The organism is Chryseobacterium echinoideorum (genome assembly GCF_007474535.1).
GTDB classification, from domain to species: Bacteria; Bacteroidota; Bacteroidia; order Flavobacteriales; family Weeksellaceae; genus Chryseobacterium; species Chryseobacterium echinoideorum.
In genome coordinates this window covers 56,837-78,699 of sequence record NZ_VKNW01000006.1, presented here as the reverse complement: position 1 = coordinate 78,699, position 21,863 = coordinate 56,837, and the positions used below count along the sequence as shown (strand labels likewise).

At 34.9% G+C, this 21,863-nt stretch carries 17 protein-coding genes; 7 read left to right on the top strand and 10 right to left on the bottom strand.

Translation table 11 applies throughout. From position 1 onward, the window contains the following. Window positions 1–16: 16 nt before the first annotated feature. The 5 genes from FOL89_RS09225 to FOL89_RS09205 all read right to left on the bottom strand — a co-directional run bounded on the left by FOL89_RS09225 (window position 17) and on the right by FOL89_RS09205 (window position 9,131). A complete protein-coding gene (locus FOL89_RS09225; RefSeq protein WP_144282536.1) occupies window positions 17–4,828 on the bottom strand; it encodes a DNA repair ATPase in 4,812 nt (1,603 codons plus the stop codon). 378 nt (window positions 4,829–5,206) lie between these two features. Beyond that, window positions 5,207–7,216 (bottom strand): flotillin family protein, encoded by a 2,010-nt coding sequence (locus FOL89_RS09220; protein WP_144282535.1) that lies wholly within the window; start codon window positions 7,214–7,216, stop codon window positions 5,207–5,209. Window positions 7,217–7,368: 152 nt separating this feature from the next. Beyond that, window positions 7,369–8,010 carry a DUF1449 family protein gene (locus tag FOL89_RS09215; RefSeq protein WP_144282534.1) on the bottom strand — a complete coding sequence of 214 codons (642 nt, stop codon included), beginning with the start codon at window positions 8,008–8,010 and terminating at the stop codon, window positions 7,369–7,371. Window positions 8,011–8,013: 3 nt separating this feature from the next. Next, the gene (locus tag FOL89_RS09210) at window positions 8,014–8,715 is read right to left on the bottom strand and encodes a PspA/IM30 family protein (RefSeq protein ID WP_144282533.1); all 702 of its coding nucleotides are present in this window, start codon (window positions 8,713–8,715) and stop codon (window positions 8,014–8,016) included. Window positions 8,716–8,729: 14 nt separating this feature from the next. Continuing rightward, window positions 8,730–9,131, bottom strand: coding sequence for a YbjN domain-containing protein (locus FOL89_RS09205; RefSeq protein WP_144282532.1), 402 nt, complete (start codon window positions 9,129–9,131; stop codon window positions 8,730–8,732). A 115-nt stretch (window positions 9,132–9,246) separates the two neighbouring features. On the opposite strand from FOL89_RS09205, the gene FOL89_RS09200 reads away from it, so the two are divergent. Then, window positions 9,247–9,873: a helix-turn-helix domain-containing protein gene (locus FOL89_RS09200; RefSeq protein ID WP_144282531.1), complete on the top strand. Its 627-nt coding sequence runs from the start codon at window positions 9,247–9,249 to the stop codon at window positions 9,871–9,873. Between the two features lie 62 nt (window positions 9,874–9,935). On the opposite strand, the gene FOL89_RS09195 is transcribed toward FOL89_RS09200, so the two are convergent. Next, window positions 9,936–12,065, bottom strand: coding sequence for a helix-turn-helix domain-containing protein (locus FOL89_RS09195; RefSeq protein WP_144282530.1), 2,130 nt, complete (start codon window positions 12,063–12,065; stop codon window positions 9,936–9,938). A gap of 136 nt (window positions 12,066–12,201) precedes the next feature. On the opposite strand from FOL89_RS09195, the gene FOL89_RS09190 reads away from it, so the two are divergent. After that, the gene (locus FOL89_RS09190; RefSeq protein WP_144282529.1) at window positions 12,202–12,645 is read left to right on the top strand and encodes a hypothetical protein; all 444 of its coding nucleotides are present in this window, start codon (window positions 12,202–12,204) and stop codon (window positions 12,643–12,645) included. A gap of 42 nt (window positions 12,646–12,687) precedes the next feature. Here FOL89_RS09190 and FOL89_RS09185 read toward each other — a convergent pair whose 3' ends face one another. After that, a complete protein-coding gene (locus FOL89_RS09185) occupies window positions 12,688–13,215 on the bottom strand; it encodes a gamma carbonic anhydrase family protein (RefSeq protein WP_144282528.1) in 528 nt (175 codons plus the stop codon). Window positions 13,216–13,374: 159 nt separating this feature from the next. On the opposite strand from FOL89_RS09185, the gene FOL89_RS09180 reads away from it, so the two are divergent. The 4 genes from FOL89_RS09180 (at window position 13,375) to FOL89_RS09165 (ending at window position 16,066) form a co-directional block, all read left to right on the top strand. Then, on the top strand, window positions 13,375–14,253 hold the full coding sequence (locus FOL89_RS09180; protein ID WP_144282527.1) for a NifU family protein: 879 nt from the start codon (window positions 13,375–13,377) through the stop codon (window positions 14,251–14,253). Between the two features lie 104 nt (window positions 14,254–14,357). After that, complete coding sequence (gene hemH, locus FOL89_RS09175) at window positions 14,358–15,380, top strand: ferrochelatase (protein ID WP_144282526.1); 1,023 nt, start codon at window positions 14,358–14,360, stop codon at window positions 15,378–15,380. A gap of 198 nt (window positions 15,381–15,578) precedes the next feature. Next, complete coding sequence (locus FOL89_RS09170) at window positions 15,579–15,806, top strand: hypothetical protein (protein ID WP_144282525.1); 228 nt, start codon at window positions 15,579–15,581, stop codon at window positions 15,804–15,806. Further along, window positions 15,806–16,066: a hypothetical protein gene (locus FOL89_RS09165; protein WP_144282524.1), complete on the top strand. Its 261-nt coding sequence runs from the start codon at window positions 15,806–15,808 to the stop codon at window positions 16,064–16,066. Before FOL89_RS09170 ends, FOL89_RS09165 begins: the two co-directional genes overlap by 1 nt. 103 nt (window positions 16,067–16,169) lie before the next feature. On the opposite strand, the gene FOL89_RS09160 is transcribed toward FOL89_RS09165, so the two are convergent. Both FOL89_RS09160 and hutH read right to left on the bottom strand, forming a co-directional pair. After that, on the bottom strand, window positions 16,170–17,381 hold the full coding sequence (locus tag FOL89_RS09160; protein ID WP_185146951.1) for a type IX secretion system plug protein: 1,212 nt from the start codon (window positions 17,379–17,381) through the stop codon (window positions 16,170–16,172). Between the two features lie 133 nt (window positions 17,382–17,514). After that, the gene (gene hutH, locus FOL89_RS09155; RefSeq protein ID WP_144282522.1) at window positions 17,515–19,002 is read right to left on the bottom strand and encodes a histidine ammonia-lyase; all 1,488 of its coding nucleotides are present in this window, start codon (window positions 19,000–19,002) and stop codon (window positions 17,515–17,517) included. Window positions 19,003–19,176: 174 nt separating this feature from the next. Here hutH and uvrC point away from each other — a divergent pair, with 174 nt between their 5' ends. Continuing rightward, a complete protein-coding gene (gene uvrC / locus FOL89_RS09150; RefSeq protein WP_144282521.1) occupies window positions 19,177–20,970 on the top strand; it encodes an excinuclease ABC subunit UvrC in 1,794 nt (597 codons plus the stop codon). A gap of 59 nt (window positions 20,971–21,029) precedes the next feature. Here uvrC and FOL89_RS09145 read toward each other — a convergent pair whose 3' ends face one another. After that, window positions 21,030–21,860 carry an anti-sigma factor gene (locus tag FOL89_RS09145; RefSeq protein WP_144282520.1) on the bottom strand — a complete coding sequence of 277 codons (831 nt, stop codon included), beginning with the start codon at window positions 21,858–21,860 and terminating at the stop codon, window positions 21,030–21,032. Window positions 21,861–21,863 lie beyond the last annotated feature (3 nt).

The following is a 21,863-nucleotide window of genomic DNA, read 5'->3' as shown; positions in this document are numbered from 1 at the left end:
GCGTAGTATTTTTTTATTAATCTTTCTTTAAAACGTCTTTTATCCCGTCAAGACCTTCACTAAACTGAGCCAGCAATGCCACAATCTGCGTCATTCTGTCGTTTTCGCCCAAACCTTTGATCATTTTATTTTTGACAAAAGTTTTTTTGATGTCTTCCCAACGTTTTTTTTCGTCGTCAGAAATCAAATTCATTAATTCCTTCAATTTCAACATATTCGATTCCGCCCCGGTCGTCAACGTCTGTGATTCATTCTGGTAATGATTCAAAACAAGTTGAGTAACCTCTTCCTCTTTTAAAATAGGCTGAATCTGGGAAATAAGTTTATTCATATTTCGGTAAGATCCCTGCAGCTTGAAAGCCGGCTCATCCCTATATTCATCAGACATTGCCGCAGAAGAAATATATTGTTTATTTACTTTTAAAACAGCATCTCTTACTTTCAATGTATTTTCTAAAACTTTTCTGAAATCCGAAATTTCATTTGAGCTGAAATTTCCTGCCAAATCTACATTCGGAGAATTGGATTGAATACTTTCATATAAATTGTACAGATTTTCCATCCCGAACTGAGTCAGTCGGGTAAGATAATCGTTCGACATCAAAGCATTTTCAATTAAACTTAAATCGAATAAATCTGTTTTGCTTCCAGAAATTTCACCCAAATTATATGTATCAGAACGGTTGGCCAACATATCCGGAATTCTGAACTTTTCACCACTTTCCGTGTAAGGATTTCCTGCCATAACCAGGCAGAAACGCTTTGATCTTAAATCGTATGTTTTGCTTTCACCATTATAAATCCCTTCAATTTTTCGCTGTCCGTCTGCTAAAGAAATGAATTTCTGCAAAAATTCAGGATTACAATGCTGAATATCATCAAGATACAACATTACATTATCGCCCATTTCTAAAGCCAGATTCAACTTTTCAAGTTCCTGCTTTGCTCCTGCATTTTTTGCTTCATTCGGATCGGTAGAAACAATATCATGACCGATTGAAGGACCGTTGATTTTCATGAAAACCAATCCCATTCGGTCTGCCATGTATTCCATTAAAGTGGTTTTACCGTAACCGGGAGGCGAAACCAACAGCAACATTCCCATTCTGTCGGTACGTTTGTCGTTTCCGACCGTTCCCAATTGCTTGGCTAAATTGGCTCCGATTAACGGAAAATATACATCATTAATCAATCTGTTTCTTACAAACGAACTTAAAACCTGAGATTTGAAAGTGTCAATTTTCAGGGCTCTCTTTTTATCGTTCACCCATTTTGCTTTCAATTCCTGAAGCTGTTTGTATTTCGGAACAACCACCTCATTGAAACTGGATAAACGAGAACTGAATTCATAATAATTCAAAACATAATCTACGTCTTTCTCTAATGATTTTAATCCTTTCAAAAATGCCTCATAAGAAATATGAAGTATATTTTTAGCATCAAAATGCTGTGTTACGAAAAATACCGCCGCTTCTTTTTTAATATCATCTTCAAAATTTGATTCTGTATTAAATAAAAACGCATTCAAAGCACTTTCAGCAATCGAAAAACAGGCTGCAGGATACTGTTTCAGATCATTCAACTGATCAATAAACTCTAAATCTTTGCCTTTTTCCTTTAAATCTTTTAAGAATGATTCATACAGCAAACCAGCTTTTTCAGAAACCAAAAAAGATGACTTGTTTTCCCTTTTCAGATAAACAGCAGTGTTAAAGTAATTTATTTCAGCAAAAAGATGATTATTCTGAGCAAATGATTTGATCTCACTTGAAAGTTCATCATTCAAATATTGAAACCCTTTCTCTGTTGTGAAAGATTTTGAAATTAAATTCGCTGCTTCAAACTGCTTTTGATAATAATCTTTCCTTTCCTGATTCAGAAAATACCAGAACAATTGCGCCAAAGCTCTTTCGGATGATGTAAATTGCATCAATCCCAGTTCGTTGTGCATCTGCTGAAGCTTCGAGATAATAGTCAATGCATCTTCATCATGAATTCCCTTTACCAAACCTTCTCCAAAATGCTCAGTCATAAACTGCTGAATTGCAGTTAAGTTCTGCTCTTCAGTATTGATATTTCTATTTTGAGAAAAAACATTCCACGCCAAATATTCGAAACGCTTTACATATTGATTTTCTGAAATATATTCCTGACTCCAGACTTCTTTATAATCCGAAATGGTATCAAAATTTAAAGGCTCATAAAATGCAGTTCCCGTTAAATGATAATAATACTGCGCATTTCTCATGACCAACGTAAGGTCTAAATTCTGACGGTTTACTGCAAACTTATAATCACCCAAAGCAATGACATGGTCGCCATCTGCATAAATTTCCTTTTTATCTTTCAGTTTTCTTACCGATTCCTGTTGCGAAGTTTTCAGCAAAGTCTGGATTTCTTCCGCTTTGGCAGAATCGTCCATTTCCATAAGCTGCCGTGAAATATCACGTACTTTTTCCACCATTAAATCGGTTGCAAAATAGCCGTTGATTTCATTTTCAGAATCGAATGACTCCGATTTTGTCTGCACTGATTTTAAAATCCGCTGTGCAGAATCATAAAGGCTTTGAGTTCGCTTATTTCTGGACTCGGTTAACTGAACTCTTTTGTTTTGAAAATGACCATAAACTTCTTCACGCTTTTCTTCAATTTTTCGGATAAATTCATCGAAATCAACAAACTTCGTTTCCATTTCTTCCAAATGAATGGAAAGTTTCGTCAGATATTCGTCACATTTTTCGGGAGTCTGAGATAATTCAAGGAAATTGATGACGGACTGATCAAACAAAGTCATTTGAGCCTGAAAATCAGCAGATAGTTCTTTACCTGAAATTTCTCTCTTCCGTTTTGACAATTCTAATCTCTCCTGATTTAGTCTTGCAAAAATGACCGAAATATTCTCAATAATCTGTGTAGATTGTGACGTGTCTTCAATTTTTAAATTATTGACAATATCCACCAAAAGCTCAAGCTGTCCCGAAAGATTATTAATCTCCTCTTCAATTGTTTTAGCATCAATCGCTTTCTGTAAATTGATGATATTTTCAGAAATCTGCTGCGCTCTGTTCTGATACGGAAGTAAAGCATCGTCCTGAAGTAGGAAATTCACACAAGCATTAGAAAGCTGTTCCGACCTTTCAGCCAATGATTTCTCCAAAGAATCAAGAACTGTAACATCTACATATTTTAAATCTCTTGCTCCGGTAATTTCGCCACGCAAAGCTCTGATTTGGGAAAGCATATCAATATATTCAGTCAATTGTGAATAATTGATTCTTTTGGTATCGTCTAATATTTTTTCAGATGCTGTTTTTATTTTTTCAACAGCTTCAGCTGTATTTTTCTTCTGCTCAAGTACTTTTTCATATTCGTTAATGGCAGAATGGGCAATTTTTCTGATTTCCTTTAAAGGTTGATCTAAATTCTGAACTTCATCATCCCCAAGAAAATAATACGCATCTAAAATAGTAGTAGAAAGTTTTACAATATCATCATATAATCCGCTGTAAGAGTCTTTTTTATTCAGCAAAGTAATCAGTTCCTGACTTTCTGCCATCACTCTCACAATATCTTTATTTCCGATTTTATAAAGAAGAGTATCCGATTTTTCCGTATTCGGCTGCAATTCTTTTGAATACGGAGTCTGCCAGATTTGTGACAGATGATGCTTTGTCGTTTCTACGCTTTCTCTTAGATAAATCAATTTTCCGTCATGCAAAATGGAAAAACCACTGCATCGAATTGGGGTTTCTATTGTTTGCGAAATAATGTTATAGGAAATCAGCTGATAATTATTCGTTTTATCATCGTAAAAGATATACATGAAATTTTCCCCATTCGGTTCGGAAATCGTTTTGAGATAGTGAAGACGGTTTGAATCCTGAGAAATCACCTTCAAACCTCCCGTCTGCAACGCATACCCGTTTGAAAACAAAACACCCTGATTTTCCGGAAGTAAAACTGCAGAATATTTCAGCGTATCTACTCTGGAAACTTTCTTTTCTTTATGATTATAAATGAAATAACGTTCCGTTTCCTGATACGGTTTAATTTTAAATAAAACCAGATTATCCAAGTCACAGAAATGAATTTCGGCATCATCCAGATTCTGGTCTTTATGTACAACTTCCTCAGAATAAATTCCTTTTCCGGTATCGGTATTGTCTTCAATTTTTATGGTTAAATCTCCACCGATAGACTCCACAAAAACTTTATCTGCCAAAGAAACGTGAGGGAATTTTCCGCTTCGCTGCATATCTCTGGTTGCTTTTGTCCATGCAAAACCATGTTGTGGCGGGTAAGTAACTTCCGAAGCACTTCGTGAATCAACGTAAGTAAGATGACCGTCTTTAATCAGCCATTTGAAAGCTTTCACATCCGAAGTACTTTCAGACAGCTGAAAAACCATGTACAGATAGTTTTCGGTGAAGTGAAAGCGCGCAAAAAATGTGTTTCTGTAGTATTTGTATAGATTTTTGAACTCTTCTACAAATACTTCATCATTTATTAATGAAGAATCCTGCGGTTCAAAACGCTTATTGTTGATTTTATAAACAGAGAAAACATCAGAGATATTAATTTCCGTTTGCAAACCTAAATGCGCATTGGAGCCAAAAATCAATGTATTTTTTAAAGAAAAAATATCTTTTGCAATACAGTTGTGTTCAGTAGAAATCCTCTCATTGGCAATCAATGAAAAATCTACTCCTCCGAAAATTTCTTTACGGTTTTCGTTAAGTTTCTGAAGCCTCTGAATGAGATCATTTTTCTGCTCATTCAAGCGGTTCTGTATGATTTCGTATGTCCCTGAATTTAATTGTTCTGACATAGTTTTTTAGATGTTTGATGATAGATGTTTGATGTCATCATCATTCTGTTATATTTTTAAATTACTGCGAGAGCTTTTAACGCAAAGTCCGCAAAGATTTTCTTGAAAATATTGTGTGTGCTTTTTTTCATTCGTAAAGACGTTCGCTCAGCTAAGGTCTAATATAGACTTGATTTTTAGCTAAAATTTATTGAATTAACTTTTATTAAAAACAGATTTTAGCTCATTCTTATTGATCAAAACATTTAGGAAAAACTCTCAAAGTAGTACTGAAAATTACACTATGAGAGTTTTACACAATACAATATTTATTTCTCTAAATTGACAGGATTTCCACCTATCTTTTGTTAAAATATCCTTTCAGGACTTTCTCAGAGACTACTTAATGGGTTTTTGGTCGATTCCTAAATTTCTTGCCATATCCATTGCTCTGTCGAGCAACCCTTTCTCTTGCTGATTGGCAACATTATTCAGTTTAAAAATAAGGCTCGCAATGCTCATGTTTTTAATATCTTCGGAAGAAATGTTATATTTCTCAACCATTCCCATTACTTTCCCGATGATATTTTCTCCATCACCTAAAAGATTTTCTTTCACTAACGTAGCGTTTTCGCTGTGACTGATAAATTTATCTAATCCTTTACCCGCCGAAACCTGACGAACGACATTATCAAAGAATGTATTATCACCACCAACAATATCAATTTTTGCAGATTTGAAAGCTTCTGCCAAAACTCCTGCCTGTGCCTGTGCAATATCTTTCTGAATTGAAATCTGAGCCAGTTCCACTTCTTTTTCCTTCGCCAGAGTCAATCTGAACTCTTCGTGATCTTTTCCAGCATCGTTCAGTTTCTTCATCGCCTCAGCTTTTTCTGTAATTCCGGCTGCTTCTGCCAAAGCTTTTTCTTTGATTACTTCTGCCTGAGCAATTCCTTCTTTCTTGATGGCATCCGCTTTTTTCTCAATCACAATCGCCTCAACAATTCCCTGTCTTTCGGCTGCATCAGCTTTTGCATGAAGAACCTGAGCTTCAGATAGACCAACAGTAGCTTCTTCTTTTGCCTTCGCGTCCGCAATAATTTTACGCGCTTCAGCTTCTTTTTCGGCAGCATCTCTTTTAGCCTGTGCTTCAATAACATATTTTTGAGCATCTTTTTCAGCAGCTAATTTTCTGGCTTCTGCAGCTCTTGTTTCCTCAATAAGCTTCTTCTCAGCTTCCTGAGTTGCCAAAGTGATTTCAACCTGTTTTGTTCTGTCTGCAGTTTTGAATGCTTCAAGATCCTTGATTCCCTGCTGCTCTTCTACCACTGTCTTCTCCATGGTTAAACGCTCACGGATCGCATCCTGAATATTTTTCTTTTCCAGTTCGATTGCTTTTTCTTTCTCGATCTGAGCCAAAGAAACAATTCTTTCCCTCTCGGTTGCTTCCAGCATTTTATCTTTCTGCACTCTTTCCGTTTCTACCAAATCTGCCCTTTCTTTATTTTTAGCTGCGATCACAACCTGTCTTTGCTTATTTTCTTCTGCAATCTGAAGTTTTTCTTCGGTAGCAATGCGAACGGTTTCATATTTCAAACGCTCTTCTTCATCCACTTTTAGAATTTCGGCATTTTCGCGAGCTTTAATGTTAGCAACTTCTCTTTTTTGTGATTCTTCTTTTTCAGCCAGCTGTTTTTCCAGCTCTAAAATTGCTTCACGAGCTTCTACATTCTGCTTCGTGATTGTTTTTTCCTCGTCTCTGCGAACCTGATTGGCTTTAATATTCTGCGTTGCTGTTAATTCGGTGATCTTCTTAATACCTTCAGAATCCAAAATATTATCTTTATCTAAACTCTCAATGGAAGTCTGCTCCAGATAATCAATTGCGCAGTCATCCAGAACATAACCATTAAGATCCGTACCGATGATATCCAAAATTTCCTGACGGAACTCACTTCTTGCTTCGTACAATTCAATAAATTCAAACTTTTTACCAACAGTTTTCAAAGCTTCAGAAAATTTAGCTTCAAATAACTCTCTCAATGTATTGATATCAGAAGCTCTTTGGCAACCGATTGTCTGACCAACATTCACAATATCATCTACCGATTTATTAACCCTGATAAAAAAAGCTACCTGAATATCGGCTCTCATATTATCTTTACAGATCAAACCCGCTTTTCCTTCCCTGGCTATTTCTAATTTTTTCACAGAGATATCCATCGACTCCATTCTGTGGATGACCGGAATCACGATCCCCGCATTAAAAAATACTTTAGTTCCTCCGTAACCTGTTCTAAGAATAACAATTCCCTGAACGGTTTTTTTGTACATGGATAAAATCCAGAAAATCAATCCTATGGAAGCTATCGTAATGATAACAATTCCAGCAATTAAAGTTGTGTTCATATATTTTTATAGTTTATTATTTATTGTGTTTTTTTTATTTAATTGCACAAAAAGCGCAGTTTTATATTAATAATATTTAATCAAAAATTCAAAGTAATAATTTCAAAATATAGCTAAAAATTATTATAAAAAAAGTAATCATGATTTGTTATTTAAAAGTGGATTTCTGTAGCTACATAATAAAATTTCTTCTGAGAATCTTCATCCACTATGATAACGGTAGTTCCTTGTTCTATTCTTTCACCATCTTTACTTTTTACCATGAGCGTCATCGGGTCACTTCCGATGAAAACTTCCAGAATTCCTATTTTTCCGTCATAAATGGTAGACTTCATTCTTCCTTCTCTTCCCAAAAAATCGTATGCTTTTTCACCTTTATGATTAATCTCTCTGAAAAAGGGGTTTAATGGTTTCAGCATAATTTTAGTTACCAAAATGCTAATCAAAAAAGCAGGAATCACCAACAAAGCAGCCATCCAAAAAACCGGCGAAATAAAAACTTCAATGTAAAACGAAACCACCCATGTAAAAAAAAGCGATATCGTCAAAAAATAAGTCACCGGAACAATATCAAGATTCAGAAATTTTAAAAACTGAATCCATGCAGAAGGATCTTCAGGAACATGCACATCACCATCGGGAGTTTCGGCATCAAAATCAGCATCAATACCTACATCAATATCCAAACCTGTAATGATCGTAAATATCCAGTAGATCACTGCCAAAATCAGCAACACGCTCAAAACAGTGTTTACCGGAGTAAATGCAATATGTAAAAATTCCTGAAAGGTCATATCTTAGCCTTTTTTAAGTGTTTTTTTTAATTTCTGAAGAGCATTTTCTGCTTCTCCATCGGTATTTTTTACCAAATCATCAATCTCCTGATCCACCGTCTTACCGGTTTTCGCCAATTCAGAATACGCTTCCGCCACTGCTTCCTGCTGAACTACTCTTTCTTTTAGTTTTTCAAGCATTGAAACTGCGCTACTGCTGTCAATCTGAGTCATTTTTCGATTAATATCCCTTGTCGCCTCACTTACCTGAACTCTCGCTTCCAAAGTACGCAACTCATTTTCCCATTTTGAAATATTAGATTTCAACTGATTGATATTAGTCTGCATTTTTTCACATTCTTCCTGTAGTTTTTCAGTTTCAGTTTTTAAGATTTCTGCCTTTTTCTGTGATTCATTTTGCTTCTTCAAAGCTTCTTTTGCAAGACGGTCGCCTTCCGAAACTTCTATTTCACCTTTTTCCGATTTCTGAACCAGCAAAACTGCCTTTGCGTAATAATCTCCCGCCGAATGTCCCTCCGCTTCCGCTTCATTTTTTTTACGGATTGAAAGTGCTTTTAACTGAGCCAAAGCTTCAAGGCTTTCCGCAAGCTGATCTTTCATATCTGCAATTCCGGCTTCCGTAAGTTTTATAGGATCTTCAAAGTTCTCTAACGCCGAACTGACCTCGGCTTTTCCTATTGTGTATAATCTTTTAAAAATATTCATACTATAAATTTTTATTATTTACTCATTTTTATCATTTCACTGTTAAATTCACCAACCAAAATCCCTAAAGAATTAATTGATGCCATTACTTCATTCTGTGCCATATTATCGGTAGGCAACGTATCTCGAAAAATCACTTTCTTCCCGGAATGATCAAGCACAAAAGCGCCATGTACAATATCCCGGTTTTTCTGAAGTAAAGTACGGTATATTTCTTCTGTAGGATTTTTAATTTCAAAAAGAAACTGTTCCATAATTAATATTGAATCTGAAACAATAAGAATCATATTCTTAATTCCGTTAGATTCTTTTTCAATAATCAGCACTTTCTGATTCTGATCTTCAAAACTGATGTTAAATTCATAATCTAACAACCATTCTTTCACCTTATTAAATATTTTATTCTCTTCGCCCATATTTCATGCGTTTTAGCTTTTAGATAAACAAAAGTAATAAAATTTTCACAATTTGCAAATATTTTTAGCAAAATTTTCAGTTAATAAACTTATATTTGCAAAAAAGATTAGACTTATGAGTTTTTTCGGAACCAATATTAAGAAAATCAGGCAAGTTAAAGGATTGAGCCAAAAGGCTTTTGCAGATTTATTTGAATTAAACCGCGGCGTTATAAGTGCTTACGAAGAAGGCAGAGCAGAACCAAAGATTGACACTCTTCTGAAAGTAGCTCATTATTTTAACCTAGATCTCAGCGATTTTCTGACAAAACCTTTGCAGGTAAACAATCTTGTGAGTGGTTCGGTAATTGATACTTTAATGTTTTCGCCCATTGAAGAATTTAGCAAGCAAAATAATAATCCTCAAAATTTGGTGGAAAATAGTGATCAAATCAATATTCTGCAAAAAATATTAGCAAAAATTGATATCGTATTTGAGTTTAAAGAGAAAAAACAACTCCTCTCTAATTATAATATTGGAGATTTTCTGTTTCTTACTAAAGCAAACCAACAATCCGAAAAGCCCGAAACACTTATTGCATTACAAGGCGATAATGTTCAGTATCTTTCTGAGATTCCTGAAGAGAAATGGCAGAAAACCGAAGTCTATAAAGTCGCAGGTTATCTATCTTTTGAACAAAAAAATGTACTTGCTGACATTCTGAGCAGGATTGAGGTTTTGGAAAAGAGTCTGAAAAATTAATCTAGAAAATGATTCATTTTGAATCTGCATCTTGTTTAAAACAACTATTCGGCAAATAATTATCAGGCTTCGTGTTTAGTTTTCTGGTAAGTGAAATGATTGATCAGTATTCTAATTTCATTAAATTCAAAATCTTTTGGCAAAGCATTTTTCCATTCATTGAGACTATCGTAGGAATTTTGAGAAAATTCTTTTTCAAAGGTTTTAATTTTATCTGAAGTGATGATCCTTGAAATATCAAGCAAACCCTGTTCAGCAAATTTAGCAAGATGTCCCAAAACTGTTTCTTTTACTAAACCTCTTTCCAAAGCAATTTCAGAAACTGTTTTTCCTTCTTCAAACAGTTGAAAAGTAAGAACCTGTGAAGGAACTTTAGCAATTTTCATGCTTACTTCTTTGTTATTTTTTTCTTCAAGAAGTTTTGTTTCCAAAAGATAGCTTTCTTTTAAACCATTCAGATAATCTTCAATATCTTCAAGCCAGCTTCTGATTTCTTCGTTGTACTGTTTAAGTCCTTTCACTCCTTTAATTTCAGCATAAAAATCCTTTAACGGACTGAAAATTTTATTATTAATTTCGCTGAAAAAGAAATTTACGGCCCCTTTTGCTTTATTCTCAATCTCAATCCATTCTTCTTTTTCCTGAATAAACAGATTGACTTTCTGAAAAATAATTCGCTCCAGTTTTTCAAAAATTTTGCTGAGATTCTGAGTCTCATGTTTTAGCTGCAGATAAAGCTGATTAGCTTTTACCCGATCAATACTTTTGTTTACCAAAGAAAGATTGTTCCACTGCTCCACTTCTTTCATTAACCACTGACAATCTAATGTCCGAAGAAGTTTTCTGATGGCGTAATCGTATTTTTCCTGATTAAGTATGGTTTCAACATGGTCGTTTGCATGAGTATCACCCTGAAATTTCAGAATTCTGTTATCTTTAAAAATAACTTCAGGAGTAATTTTTGATTTTAAAACAATTCCTTCTAAAGTTCGGCAGCGCGACAAAGCAACATACACCTGTCCTGCCGTAAAACTTTTGCCGGCATCTATAATAACTTTATCAAATGTAAGCCCCTGACTTTTATGAATCGTAACCGCCCAAGCCAATTTTATCGGAAACTGCTCAAAACTTCCCAACACCTCTTCTCTGATCATTTTATCAGAATCAAGAGAATATTTTTTTTGTTCCCAGACTTCACGCTTTACAGTAATTTCTCTTTCGCTTCCTTCCAGAATAACTTTTATTTCGTTTTCTTCCAAAGCAGAAATTTCACCCAGCTTGCCATTATAATATTTTTTTTCGCCTGAAATATCATTTCGGATAAACATGATCTGAGCTCCGACTTTCAGCTCAAGAAACTGCTCATTGGGAAACTGATTTTCTTTGAACTCGCCAAAGAGCTTAGCTTCGTAAATTCCCGGAGTAAGATTGATTTCTTTCAGTTTTTCCTGATTGATATCATCTGCCATTTTGTTATGAGAACACAGGTAAACATAAGGCTCTTCTCCCGATTCAAAACCAGGATTATATCGCTTATTTAATTCTTCAAAATCAATATTAGCAACATCTCCATCACGAATTGCATTTAAAATTTCAAGGAAATACTCATCAGTCTGCCGATACACTTTCGTCAGTTCAATGGTAAGCAGAGAAATTTCTTTAATGGCAATACTATCGAAGAAAAAAGGAGAATTGTAAAACATTTTAAGCACATACTCATCTCTTACAACGGGCGGAAGCTGGTACAAATCTCCGATAAACAACATCTGCACTCCTCCAAATCTCTGATTATTTCTGCGGATAAAACGAAGAGAAAAATCCATCATATCCAAAACATCTGCCCGAAGCATAGAAACCTCATCAATAATAATCACTTCAACTTCTCTCAAAAGTTTCAGTTTATCTTTACGATATTTAAAATGCTGCTGAAGATCAACAATATTATTGGCTATACTACTGTCTATGCGATCTGTAGTCGGTAAAAAAGTACGAAGAGGAAGACCAAACATCGAATGAATGGTTACTCCACCTGCATTGATGGCAGCAATTCCGGTAGGAGCTACTACAATATGCTTTTTTTTCGTTTTTTTTACAAACTCGTTAAGAAATGTGGTCTTACCAGTTCCTGCTTTCCCGGTAAGAAAAACGCTTCTGCTGGTAAATTCTATTAATTCAAAAAAATGATTGTTCATCATCAGCAAAATTACGAAAAAGAGTTTAGGGAATAAATTTTGATTAAATTAAAAAAATAATCATGAAATTTGTCCGACACTTAAATTAGCATTAACGGCAACACCATTATTTAATAAAACAATAAATTACTGCTTTATGAGAAATTTTTTAAGCACTTTTTCAATCATTTTAGTTTTTATATTTATAACAGTAAATTCTTGTAAATCGGCAAATTCGCAGGACGACTCTACGCTTCCAAAGGATATTGCCGAAAGACCGGCTGATGAAAACAGTAAAAAATACGATCAGGCATTACTGGATGAGATGCGAACAGAAATAGAATCGGTAATTGCTAAAGAAAAATGCAGCAAATCTTCAGAATGGACTTTCGAAGCCATGGGATCAAAAGCTTGCGGAGGTCCTGTAAAATATATTGCTTATCCTAAAAAAATAAAAGACGTTATTACACCAAAAATCAGAAATTACACGCAAAAGATGTCCGATTTTAACAAGAAATACGACATCGTTTCCGATTGCATGATGATTGTAGAACCAACCGGAGTAAGATGCGAAAGCGGTAACGCAGTATTTATTTATTAAAGTAAAACAAAGCTCTGGAAAAAACCAGAGCTTTAATTGAATTTAAATATATCTTTCTTCTTTGTACCAAGAAGAATATTTTACGTAATTATCTGCAATCCTGTTAACCTCACCTTCCAGAAGAACAGCAGAAATATCTTTAATTTTTCTGGCCGGAATTCCGCCCCAAACCTCACCGGATTTGATGTGCGTACCCTGAGTTACCACAGAACCCGCTCCCACAATAGAATTTTCTTCAACAAGGCAATTATCCATTACAATAGCTCCCATCCCGATCAGAACATTATCTTTAATTGTGCAACCGTGAACAATGGCATTATGACCAATCGAAACATTGTTACCAATTTCTAAAGGATATTTTTCATACGTACAGTGAAGCATTGCATTATCCTGCACATTCACTTTGCTTCCCATTTTTATATAATGTACATCACCTCTTATCACCGCATTGTACCAGATACTGCAGTTCTCTCCCATCGTAACATCTCCGATTACGGTTGCTGTTTCTGCTAAAAATGTATTTTCACCAATTTGAGGTGTTTTACCTAAAAGTTCTTTTATTAAAGCCATATTCCATCTAAAATTTGAAAAAAGTTATTTCGGAAAACTTAATTTATTGAATTCTAAAAGCCAAATCAATCAAATTACAGCGATAGCAAAAATCTAAATTCAATCTTCCCTGTTCTAACTTCTAATCCGTATTTTTGTATTCTCAAATTTAACGAAAAAATGCGTACAATCCTTATAGAACCAACAGAAAACCCAAAAGTGATGAAATTTGTAGCCGACTACAACTTGATTCCCGGATCATTGGAGTTGGACAGAGATTCAGATATATCCGAAATTCCTATTGCACAGGAGCTTTTCAACTATCCTTTTGTAGAAAGAATTTTCATTACGGCTAATTTCGTTGCTATTGCCAAGCAGGAAACGGTAGAATGGGAACATGTTGTAGAAAGTCTGAAAAACGTCATTGAAGATGAACTATTGGCAAACCCAAGAATTTACCTGCAAAAGAAAAAAGAAATGTACCAGATTTATGCTGAAATGACACCGAATCCGAATGTTATGAAGTTCGTTTCAAACAAGCTTCTTCTGGACGGGTTTGTTGAGGTAAAATCCCGAAACGAAGCTAATGGAGTTCCTCTGGCTCAGGCAATTTTCAAGGAATTCGATTTTGCGAATGAAGTTTTCATCTCAGATAATTTTGTTGCAGTTACCAAAGACAACAGTGTAGAATGGCATCAGGTAATGGTTACCGTTCGCGCTCTTATCGCAGATTATCTACAGAATGGAGGAGAAATTTCAAATATTGAAGCTCAAAAACATGAAAATCCTGTAGAAAAGATCATCAACAGAGATTATACTGATGACGAACAAAAAATTTCAGACATTCTGAACGAATATGTTGCTCCTGCTGTAGAAAATGATGGCGGTAAAATCTCTTTAATGGAATATGATGAAAGCACAAAAACCGCTAAAATGCTTTTACAGGGAGCTTGCTCCGGTTGCCCGAGCTCAACGGCAACTTTGAAAGGAGGAATTGAAAATATTTTAAAGCAATTCGTACCTGATCTGGTTGAAAAAGTAGAAGCTGTAAACGGATAAATTAAAGTTAGAAGTTAGAAGTTAGAAGTTAGAAGTTAGAAGTTAGAAGTTAGAAGTTAGAAGCAAAATTACTTTTTACTTATTAAATACCACTCATCAATTATATGAAAGGAATATTATTAGTCAATCTCGGTTCGCCAAGATCAACCTCTGTACCAGATGTGAAAGAATATCTGGATGAGTTTTTAATGGATGAAAAAGTGATTGATTACCGCTGGTTCTTCCGTGCTTTACTCGTTCGCGGAATCATTCTCAATACAAGACCTGCAAAATCTGCCGAAGCTTACAAAACAGTTTGGACGGAACAAGGCTCACCTCTCATCGTAATTACAGAGAAAATTCAGAAAAAACTACAAAAACTGGTAGACATTCCTGTAGAAATAGGAATGCGCTATGCACAGCCAAGCATCGAAAACGGAATCCGGAAACTTGCAGATCTCGGCGTAACGGAAATTGTTCTTTTTCCGCTATACCCTCAATATGCAATGAGTACCACAGAAACCGTGATTGAAAAAACTGAGGAAGTGAGAAAAGCTAAATTTCCGAACATAAAAATCAGTTACATACAACCATTTTACAATAGAGAGATTTATATCAATTGTTTAGCTGAAAGTATTAAGGAAAAACTTCCCGAAAACTTTGATGCATTGCAATTTTCTTATCACGGAGTTCCGGAAAGGCATATTTACAAGACAGATCCTACTAAAACCTGTAATCTCAACGACTGCTGCTCAAGAGAAAGCAACCCGAGTCATCAGTTTTGCTACAGACATCAATGCTTTAAGACAACTAACCTGGTCATAGATAAACTAAACCTGCCCAAAGAAAAAACGATAGTATCTTTCCAGTCGAGATTAGGAAAAGACAAATGGATTGAGCCTTACACGGATGAAACTTTTGAAACCATTCCTAAAAAAGGAATAAAAAACCTTGCAGTAGTCTGCCCGGCTTTTGTATCTGACTGCCTCGAAACTTTAGAAGAAATTTCAGTGGAAGGAAAAGAGCAGTTTACCCATGCAGGAGGAGAAAACTTCCATTACATTCCTTGTCTTAACGACGAAGACCGATGGATTGAAGTGATCAAAACATTATGTGATGAAAAACTTCAGGATTTTTACATGGTCTGAAATAAGAAAAAATAAAATGGACACTTCAGAAAAAGTGCCCATTTTTTTTAATTTAAAATATAAATTAGAGGGGACAACAATATTTTATCAATTAAATTTAATTTTTTATTAAAAAAACAAGGGGTTATATTAAATTATAAATATTTTTACATAAATTTACCCTATAAAAATAGGGGTTAATTTAATATTTTAAAAAAAATGAATTCGAGAATAGATTTTTTAAAAAGTAAAATTGAAAGCTTTAGCCCGGAAATAATTGAAGCTTTTATCAAAATAGTCGAGAGTATGGATACTGTTGCGAGTATTGATGTACCAGAATTTTTTCAGGAAGAACTCCGATACAGGATTCAATTTCACAGCGAAAATCCAAATACCAAACTAGATTTTTTTGACAATATTATTGAACTTGAAAAAAATTGTGCGTAATGAAGGTTTTGCTTTCATCTATGGCAAAAAATGACATTCAAATGTTGATGAGGGTTCTGAATGCACAAAAGAAAAATCAGGATCGTCTCTTTTTGAATGAACTGAAAGACTCAGTAGAACAAATTATTAAGGAATCTGAACAAAAAGACATCAAAAGCAAAGAACTGCAAATGTATCAATCACAAAATTTCCCGGTATGCATTCATTACATTTTCGAAGACAATGAAAGCCTCTTTATAACAGCAATCTTTAAAATCTGAAAATTCCAGACTATTATTATATTGAACCTTACGGATATTTAGCTCGTAAGGTTTTTTTATTTTAATATTCTCTTTAAAACTCAATCATACACTCCAATTATCATCATCTCACCGGAGTTCTAAACTCACCATAACCAATCAAACCGTCATAGTTTCTTCCGAAAGGTCTGTAATAAAGAAAAGCTTGGTAAAGATTTTCCGTCTGCCAGAAATTACCGTTAATTTCACCCAAATTCAAACTTTCATTAGCTTCTTTTGTGGCTAAAATGTAGTTATAAAACCCCTGCTTCAGATAAATTTTGGCAATATATTTTTGAGACGCTTCATCATATTGCATTTGAAATTCCTTTTTAGGTTGAAAATCATTAAATCCTCCTAAAATATACAACTCTTTATTCATCAGTTCAGAATCTAATGAAAAATGCACCCATGAATAATCTGCTTCACGTTCGGCATTTCTTTCCAATCCAAGATCATTTCTTCGGTAATACCATGCTCCGTTTACATCAGGCTGATATTGATAATTGAGAGGATATGCCCAAACGGGATGAAGATAAGTTTGATTAACGCCGTCTAAAACTTCTGTGGCTCTCACCATATCTGCTGCCATTCTCATATTTTTATTATCAAAATAATAAAACTCATTATTACCCGGAAATATAAGATTCAATTGTTGAAAAAGCAGTTTATTTCCCATGGTCGCACTTGGTTTCTGACCTGAAATTACCATATTAGGATTATTATTCTGCATCAAAGTAAGTGTCATTGAATTAACATTAGACGTGAGATCTCCCGCTTTTGCTACTGCCTGTACTTCTACTCTCTGGTTAAGATCAGGATTTTTTGCATCTGCAAAACGAGAAATATTCAATGCGATATTGACCTGATCTTCAACAATAGAAAACCTTCTTGTAATAATTGGCTGATCTGCTGACCTTTTATAAATAATCAACTCAAAGTTACCTGAAATTTTAGGCTGAATCTTTTCATTAGGAAACCTCAACACATAATGTGTGTAAGGCTGCAGTGTGTTGAAGGAATACTGAAATTCATCCAGCATTGCATTCATTTGCCCATTGGCTATTTCACTGAAAAATAAATTATCATCCTGCCAGTTTCTGTCATAATGCTTGATGGTATAACGGTAAACTTCGCTGGAATTAGTAAGATCATCAAATCTCAAAATCAATTGCTGACCCATAGAAATTACGGGCGTTTCGTCATTAGTCTGAGGATTAAACAGCTGTATACTCTGAATATTTTGCCCAAATAAAAATCCGCTTAAAGACAGTAAAAGTAGTTGTAATGTTTTCATTATGACGAATATAATAATTATTTTAAACTAAAGAAAGATTTCCGTTTTGCAATTTGAGAAAAGATACTTCCAATCTACTTTAAAATAAACCCGGAATATTTCCCGGGCTTGATATTTATAACTTAAATTATTATTAATTAACAATAAACTTCCTTTCATTGATCAGCTCCGCAATTGCCAACATATCTTTCCCGATCAATCGGTCATCTTCCAGTTTTACAACTTTAGAACGAAGAATGGCGAAGTTTTCTTCAATAATATCAGAACATTTTGCCGGTCTTCTAAACTCTAAACCTTGCGCTGCAAACATCAGCTCAACGGCAAGAATATTGACTAAATTACCAAGAACCTGATTAAACTTTCTTCCCGAAATACTTCCCATTGACACATGATCTTCCTGCCCCAAACTTGTTGGAATAGAATCTGCAGAAGCCGGAAAACAAAGTGTTTTATTTTCTGTTACCAAGGCAGCAGAAGTATATTGAGGAATCATAAATCCTGAATTCAGTCCAGAGCTTTCCGTTAATAACCTTGGTAAACCATATTTTCCTTCCAGCAGTAAATAACTTCTTCGGTCTGAAATATTTCCTAATTCTGCTACCGCCAAAGTTGCATAGTCTAAAGGCAAAGCCATTAATTGACCGTGAAAATTTCCTCCGGAAATAGATTCTTCAGCACTTAATACAATCGGATTATCTGTTACGGAATTCAGCTCCGTTTCTGCCATCATTTTTAGGTGTTCAAAAGCATTTCTGCTTGCGCCGTGTACTTGCGGAACGCATCTCATGGAATAGGGATCCTGAACTCTTTCACAATCTTCATGTGCTTTAAGGTTATCCGAATTATTTAAGAAGAAAAGCATTCTTGCCGCCACTTTTTTACTTCCTTCAAATGGTCTTATTTCATGAAGTTCTTTTTTAAACGGACTTGCCGAACCCCTGTAAGCTTCCAGACTCATTGCAGCAGCAAGATCAGCAAGATCTAAAAGATACTCAAACTTTTCTAAACCTTTTATGGCATGAGCCAAAATAAATTGAGTTCCGTTGATCAGTCCCAATCCTTCTTTTGGCCCTAAAACTAAAGGCTTTAGATTATTTTTTTCAAGAATTTCTGGCGTTTCAAAGATTTCGTCACCCTCCCAAACTTGTCCAAGTCCCAAAAGAGGCAAAACCAAATGCGAGAGTGGTGCTAAATCTCCTGATGCCCCGACAGAACCTTGCTCAGGAACCACAGGAATAATATCTTTTTGCAGCATCAAGATCAATCTTTCTATAACTTGAAGAGAAACCCCGGAAAACCCTTTCGACAACGCATGGACTTTAGCGATCATCATGATTTTAGAAAGTTCTTTACCAATAGGTTTTCCCACACCAACTGCATGAGAAATAATCAGATTATATTGCAGCTGTGCAGTTTCATCGGCAGAAATTTTAGTATCACAAAGTGGTCCGAAACCTGTATTAATACCATAAACACAGCGATCTGAATCTACAATTTTCTGAACATTTTTCTGAGAATTTAAAATCTGCTCTTTTGCAGCCTCATTTAGCTGAGCTTTATTGGGGTCTTTACATATTTCCAAAACATCATGAAAACTGAAAGTATCAATACCGTATATCATTTCTAAAAATTTGCCTAAAAATACACATTTTGAATCATACCGGAAAAGTCATTTGTTGAGGTTGAATATTTTAATATCCTCAAATAAATAACGGCAATGTAATTTTAACACATATTATAAAGCTGAAAAGACTTATTTCAGCTTTTTCTACATCATAATGTTTAAATTTGCTACATGAATCCGTCTTTAGAATTACAACTTAAAACTTTACCCTCCGAACCCGGCGTTTATCGGTATTATGATAAAAATGATAATCTTCTGTACGTAGGAAAGGCAAAAAATCTGAAGAAAAGAGTACTTTCATACTTCAACAAAACACTTTCGGGCTATCGCACCAGAATTATGGTCGGAAAAATCAACCGTCTGGAAACTACTATTGTCAACAGTGAATATGATGCACTTTTACTGGAAAACAATCTCATCAAAGAACATCAGCCGTTTTATAATGTAATGCTGAAAGATGACAAAACTTATCCGTGGATCTGCATTAAAAATGAAGAGTTCCCAAGAGTTTTTCTTACCCGAAACAAAATAAAAGACGGATCTGAATATTACGGACCTTACGCTAAAGTACGTCCTGCCAAGATTTTGCTAGATACGATCAAACATATTTATAAGCTTCGTACCTGCAATCTGAATTTAGCACCCACTAAAATTGATGAAGGAAAATATAAAGTATGTCTGGAATTTCATATTAAAAACTGCGAGGGACCTTGTGAAGAATTAGAAAGCAAAGAAGATTATGATGAAAAAGTAGATGCCATCCGTGGCATCATTAAAGGAGATTTCCGGAGAGCAAAAGAATATCTGATCAATCAAATGACAAAATATGCAGCTAATCTTCAGTTTGAAAATGCACAGATGATTAAAGAAAGACTGAATATTCTGGAAGATTATCAGTCTAAACATACGGTTGTAAATCCTAATATTGATGATGTGGATGTTTTTGGAATGACAAGCGATAAAACAGCTGCTTATGTAAATTATTTTAAAATCAGAAACGGAAATATCATTCAGAGCTTTACCACCGAAATTAAAAAAATGCTGGAAGAAACAGATGATGAAATCATGGAGGAAGCCCTGATAGAAATTCGTCAGAAATTTGATTCGGACTCCAAAGAAGTTCTTCTGCCATTTCATCTGAGTGTCGAGATTCCAAATGTAAAGTTAATTGTACCTAAAGTTGGCGACAAAAAAAGAATTGTAGAGCTTTCTGAAAAAAATGCAAAAGAATACCGTATTGAAAAATTGAAACAGGTACAAATTGTAGATCCTGAAAGACATTCAAACAGAATTATGGCAGAAATGCAAAAGCTGTTGAGAATGCCTGCAGAACCAAGACATATTGAAGGATTTGATAACTCAAATATTCAGGGAACCAATCCTGTTTCGGCTTGTGTGGTTTTTAAAGATGGAAAACCAAGCAAAGCCGATTACAGAATTTTTCATCCGAAAACAGTAGAAGGTCCGAATGATTTCGCCACCATGGAAGAAGTCATATACCGCAGATATAAAAGAATGCTGGATGAAGGGGAAAGCTTGCCGCAATTAATCTTGATTGACGGTGGAAAAGGTCAGCTTTCTTCCGCAGTAAAGAGCTTAAAAATTCTTGGTTTATATGGAAAAATTACTATTGTAGGAATTGCCAAAAGACTGGAAGAGATTTTTTTCCCGGAAGATTCTATCCCTTTATATTTAGACAAAAAATCTGAAACTCTGAAAATTTTACAGCGTGTGAGAGATGAAGCGCACCGTTTCGGAGTAAAACATCACCGTACCAGAAGAAAAAACTCTACTATAAAATCTGAACTAGAGGAAATCCCTGGTGTAGGAAGTAAAACTATAGAACTGCTATTATCAAAATTAAAATCCGTAAAAAGAATAAAAGAAGCTAACCTTGAAACTCTGGAAGAAATTTTAGGAAAATATAAAGCTAAGATTGTCTGGGATTTTTTCAATGCAGAATAAAAAAATCTTTCATCGCTATGATGAAAGATTTTTATGTTTTATAAATTTACTGATGGAATTTAAACACCGCCCATTACAAACATATTTTCCATAGTAGGCACATCGCTTCCGCCTTCTTTTTCCAAAGTGATTGCAAAAGCCTGTGCATCAGGAATATTTGCAAGAGAAATTCTAGAATCTTTATCTTCGCTGTACATCCCTGCACTTACAGGTTTGCCGTTAGAAATTGCCCACAACTGGTATTGCATTCCCTGTGGTACTTTTGGCAAAGTATTTGCTGACAAATAAACATCTTTGGTATTTTTATCCCAAAAAACTACAGCTTTAGAATCAGGATGTTTATCAACACCCGCCAAAGCAATTTTAAGCATATCAGGATTGGAGATGATATTGAGTTTTTGCTCCATATCCTTCATTGCCAAATTTTTAGACTGATCAGCAGATTTAAGATCCGCTATTTCTCTCTTGGTTTCAGTCTGGCTGTTGAGCCAAAAAAGATTAATCCCAACACTGATTAAAAATAAAACAGAAGCTGCAATAGCAAAGTTTTTGAAATTGCTTCTCGGCTGATCAAAACGCTCAATCTGCAGAGAATGATTCAGTACTTTAGATTCATCTTTATCTTTCTGTTCAGAAACATTATTTTCTTCTTTTACATCAACGCTTTCGTGTTGAATTTTATCCCATATTTTTGCTTTCAAATCATGGGGCGGTGCAACTGCCTGCGAAGTCGCAAGCATCTCGAAGGTTAACTGCGCCTCTTCAAAGGCGGCTTTTACTTCAGCATTATTCTTCATCACACACTCCAGAATGCTCGCTTCCTCTGGAGAAGCAAGACCTAGAATATAAGATTCTAGAATTCCGGATGATATGTATTCCTTGATATCCAATTT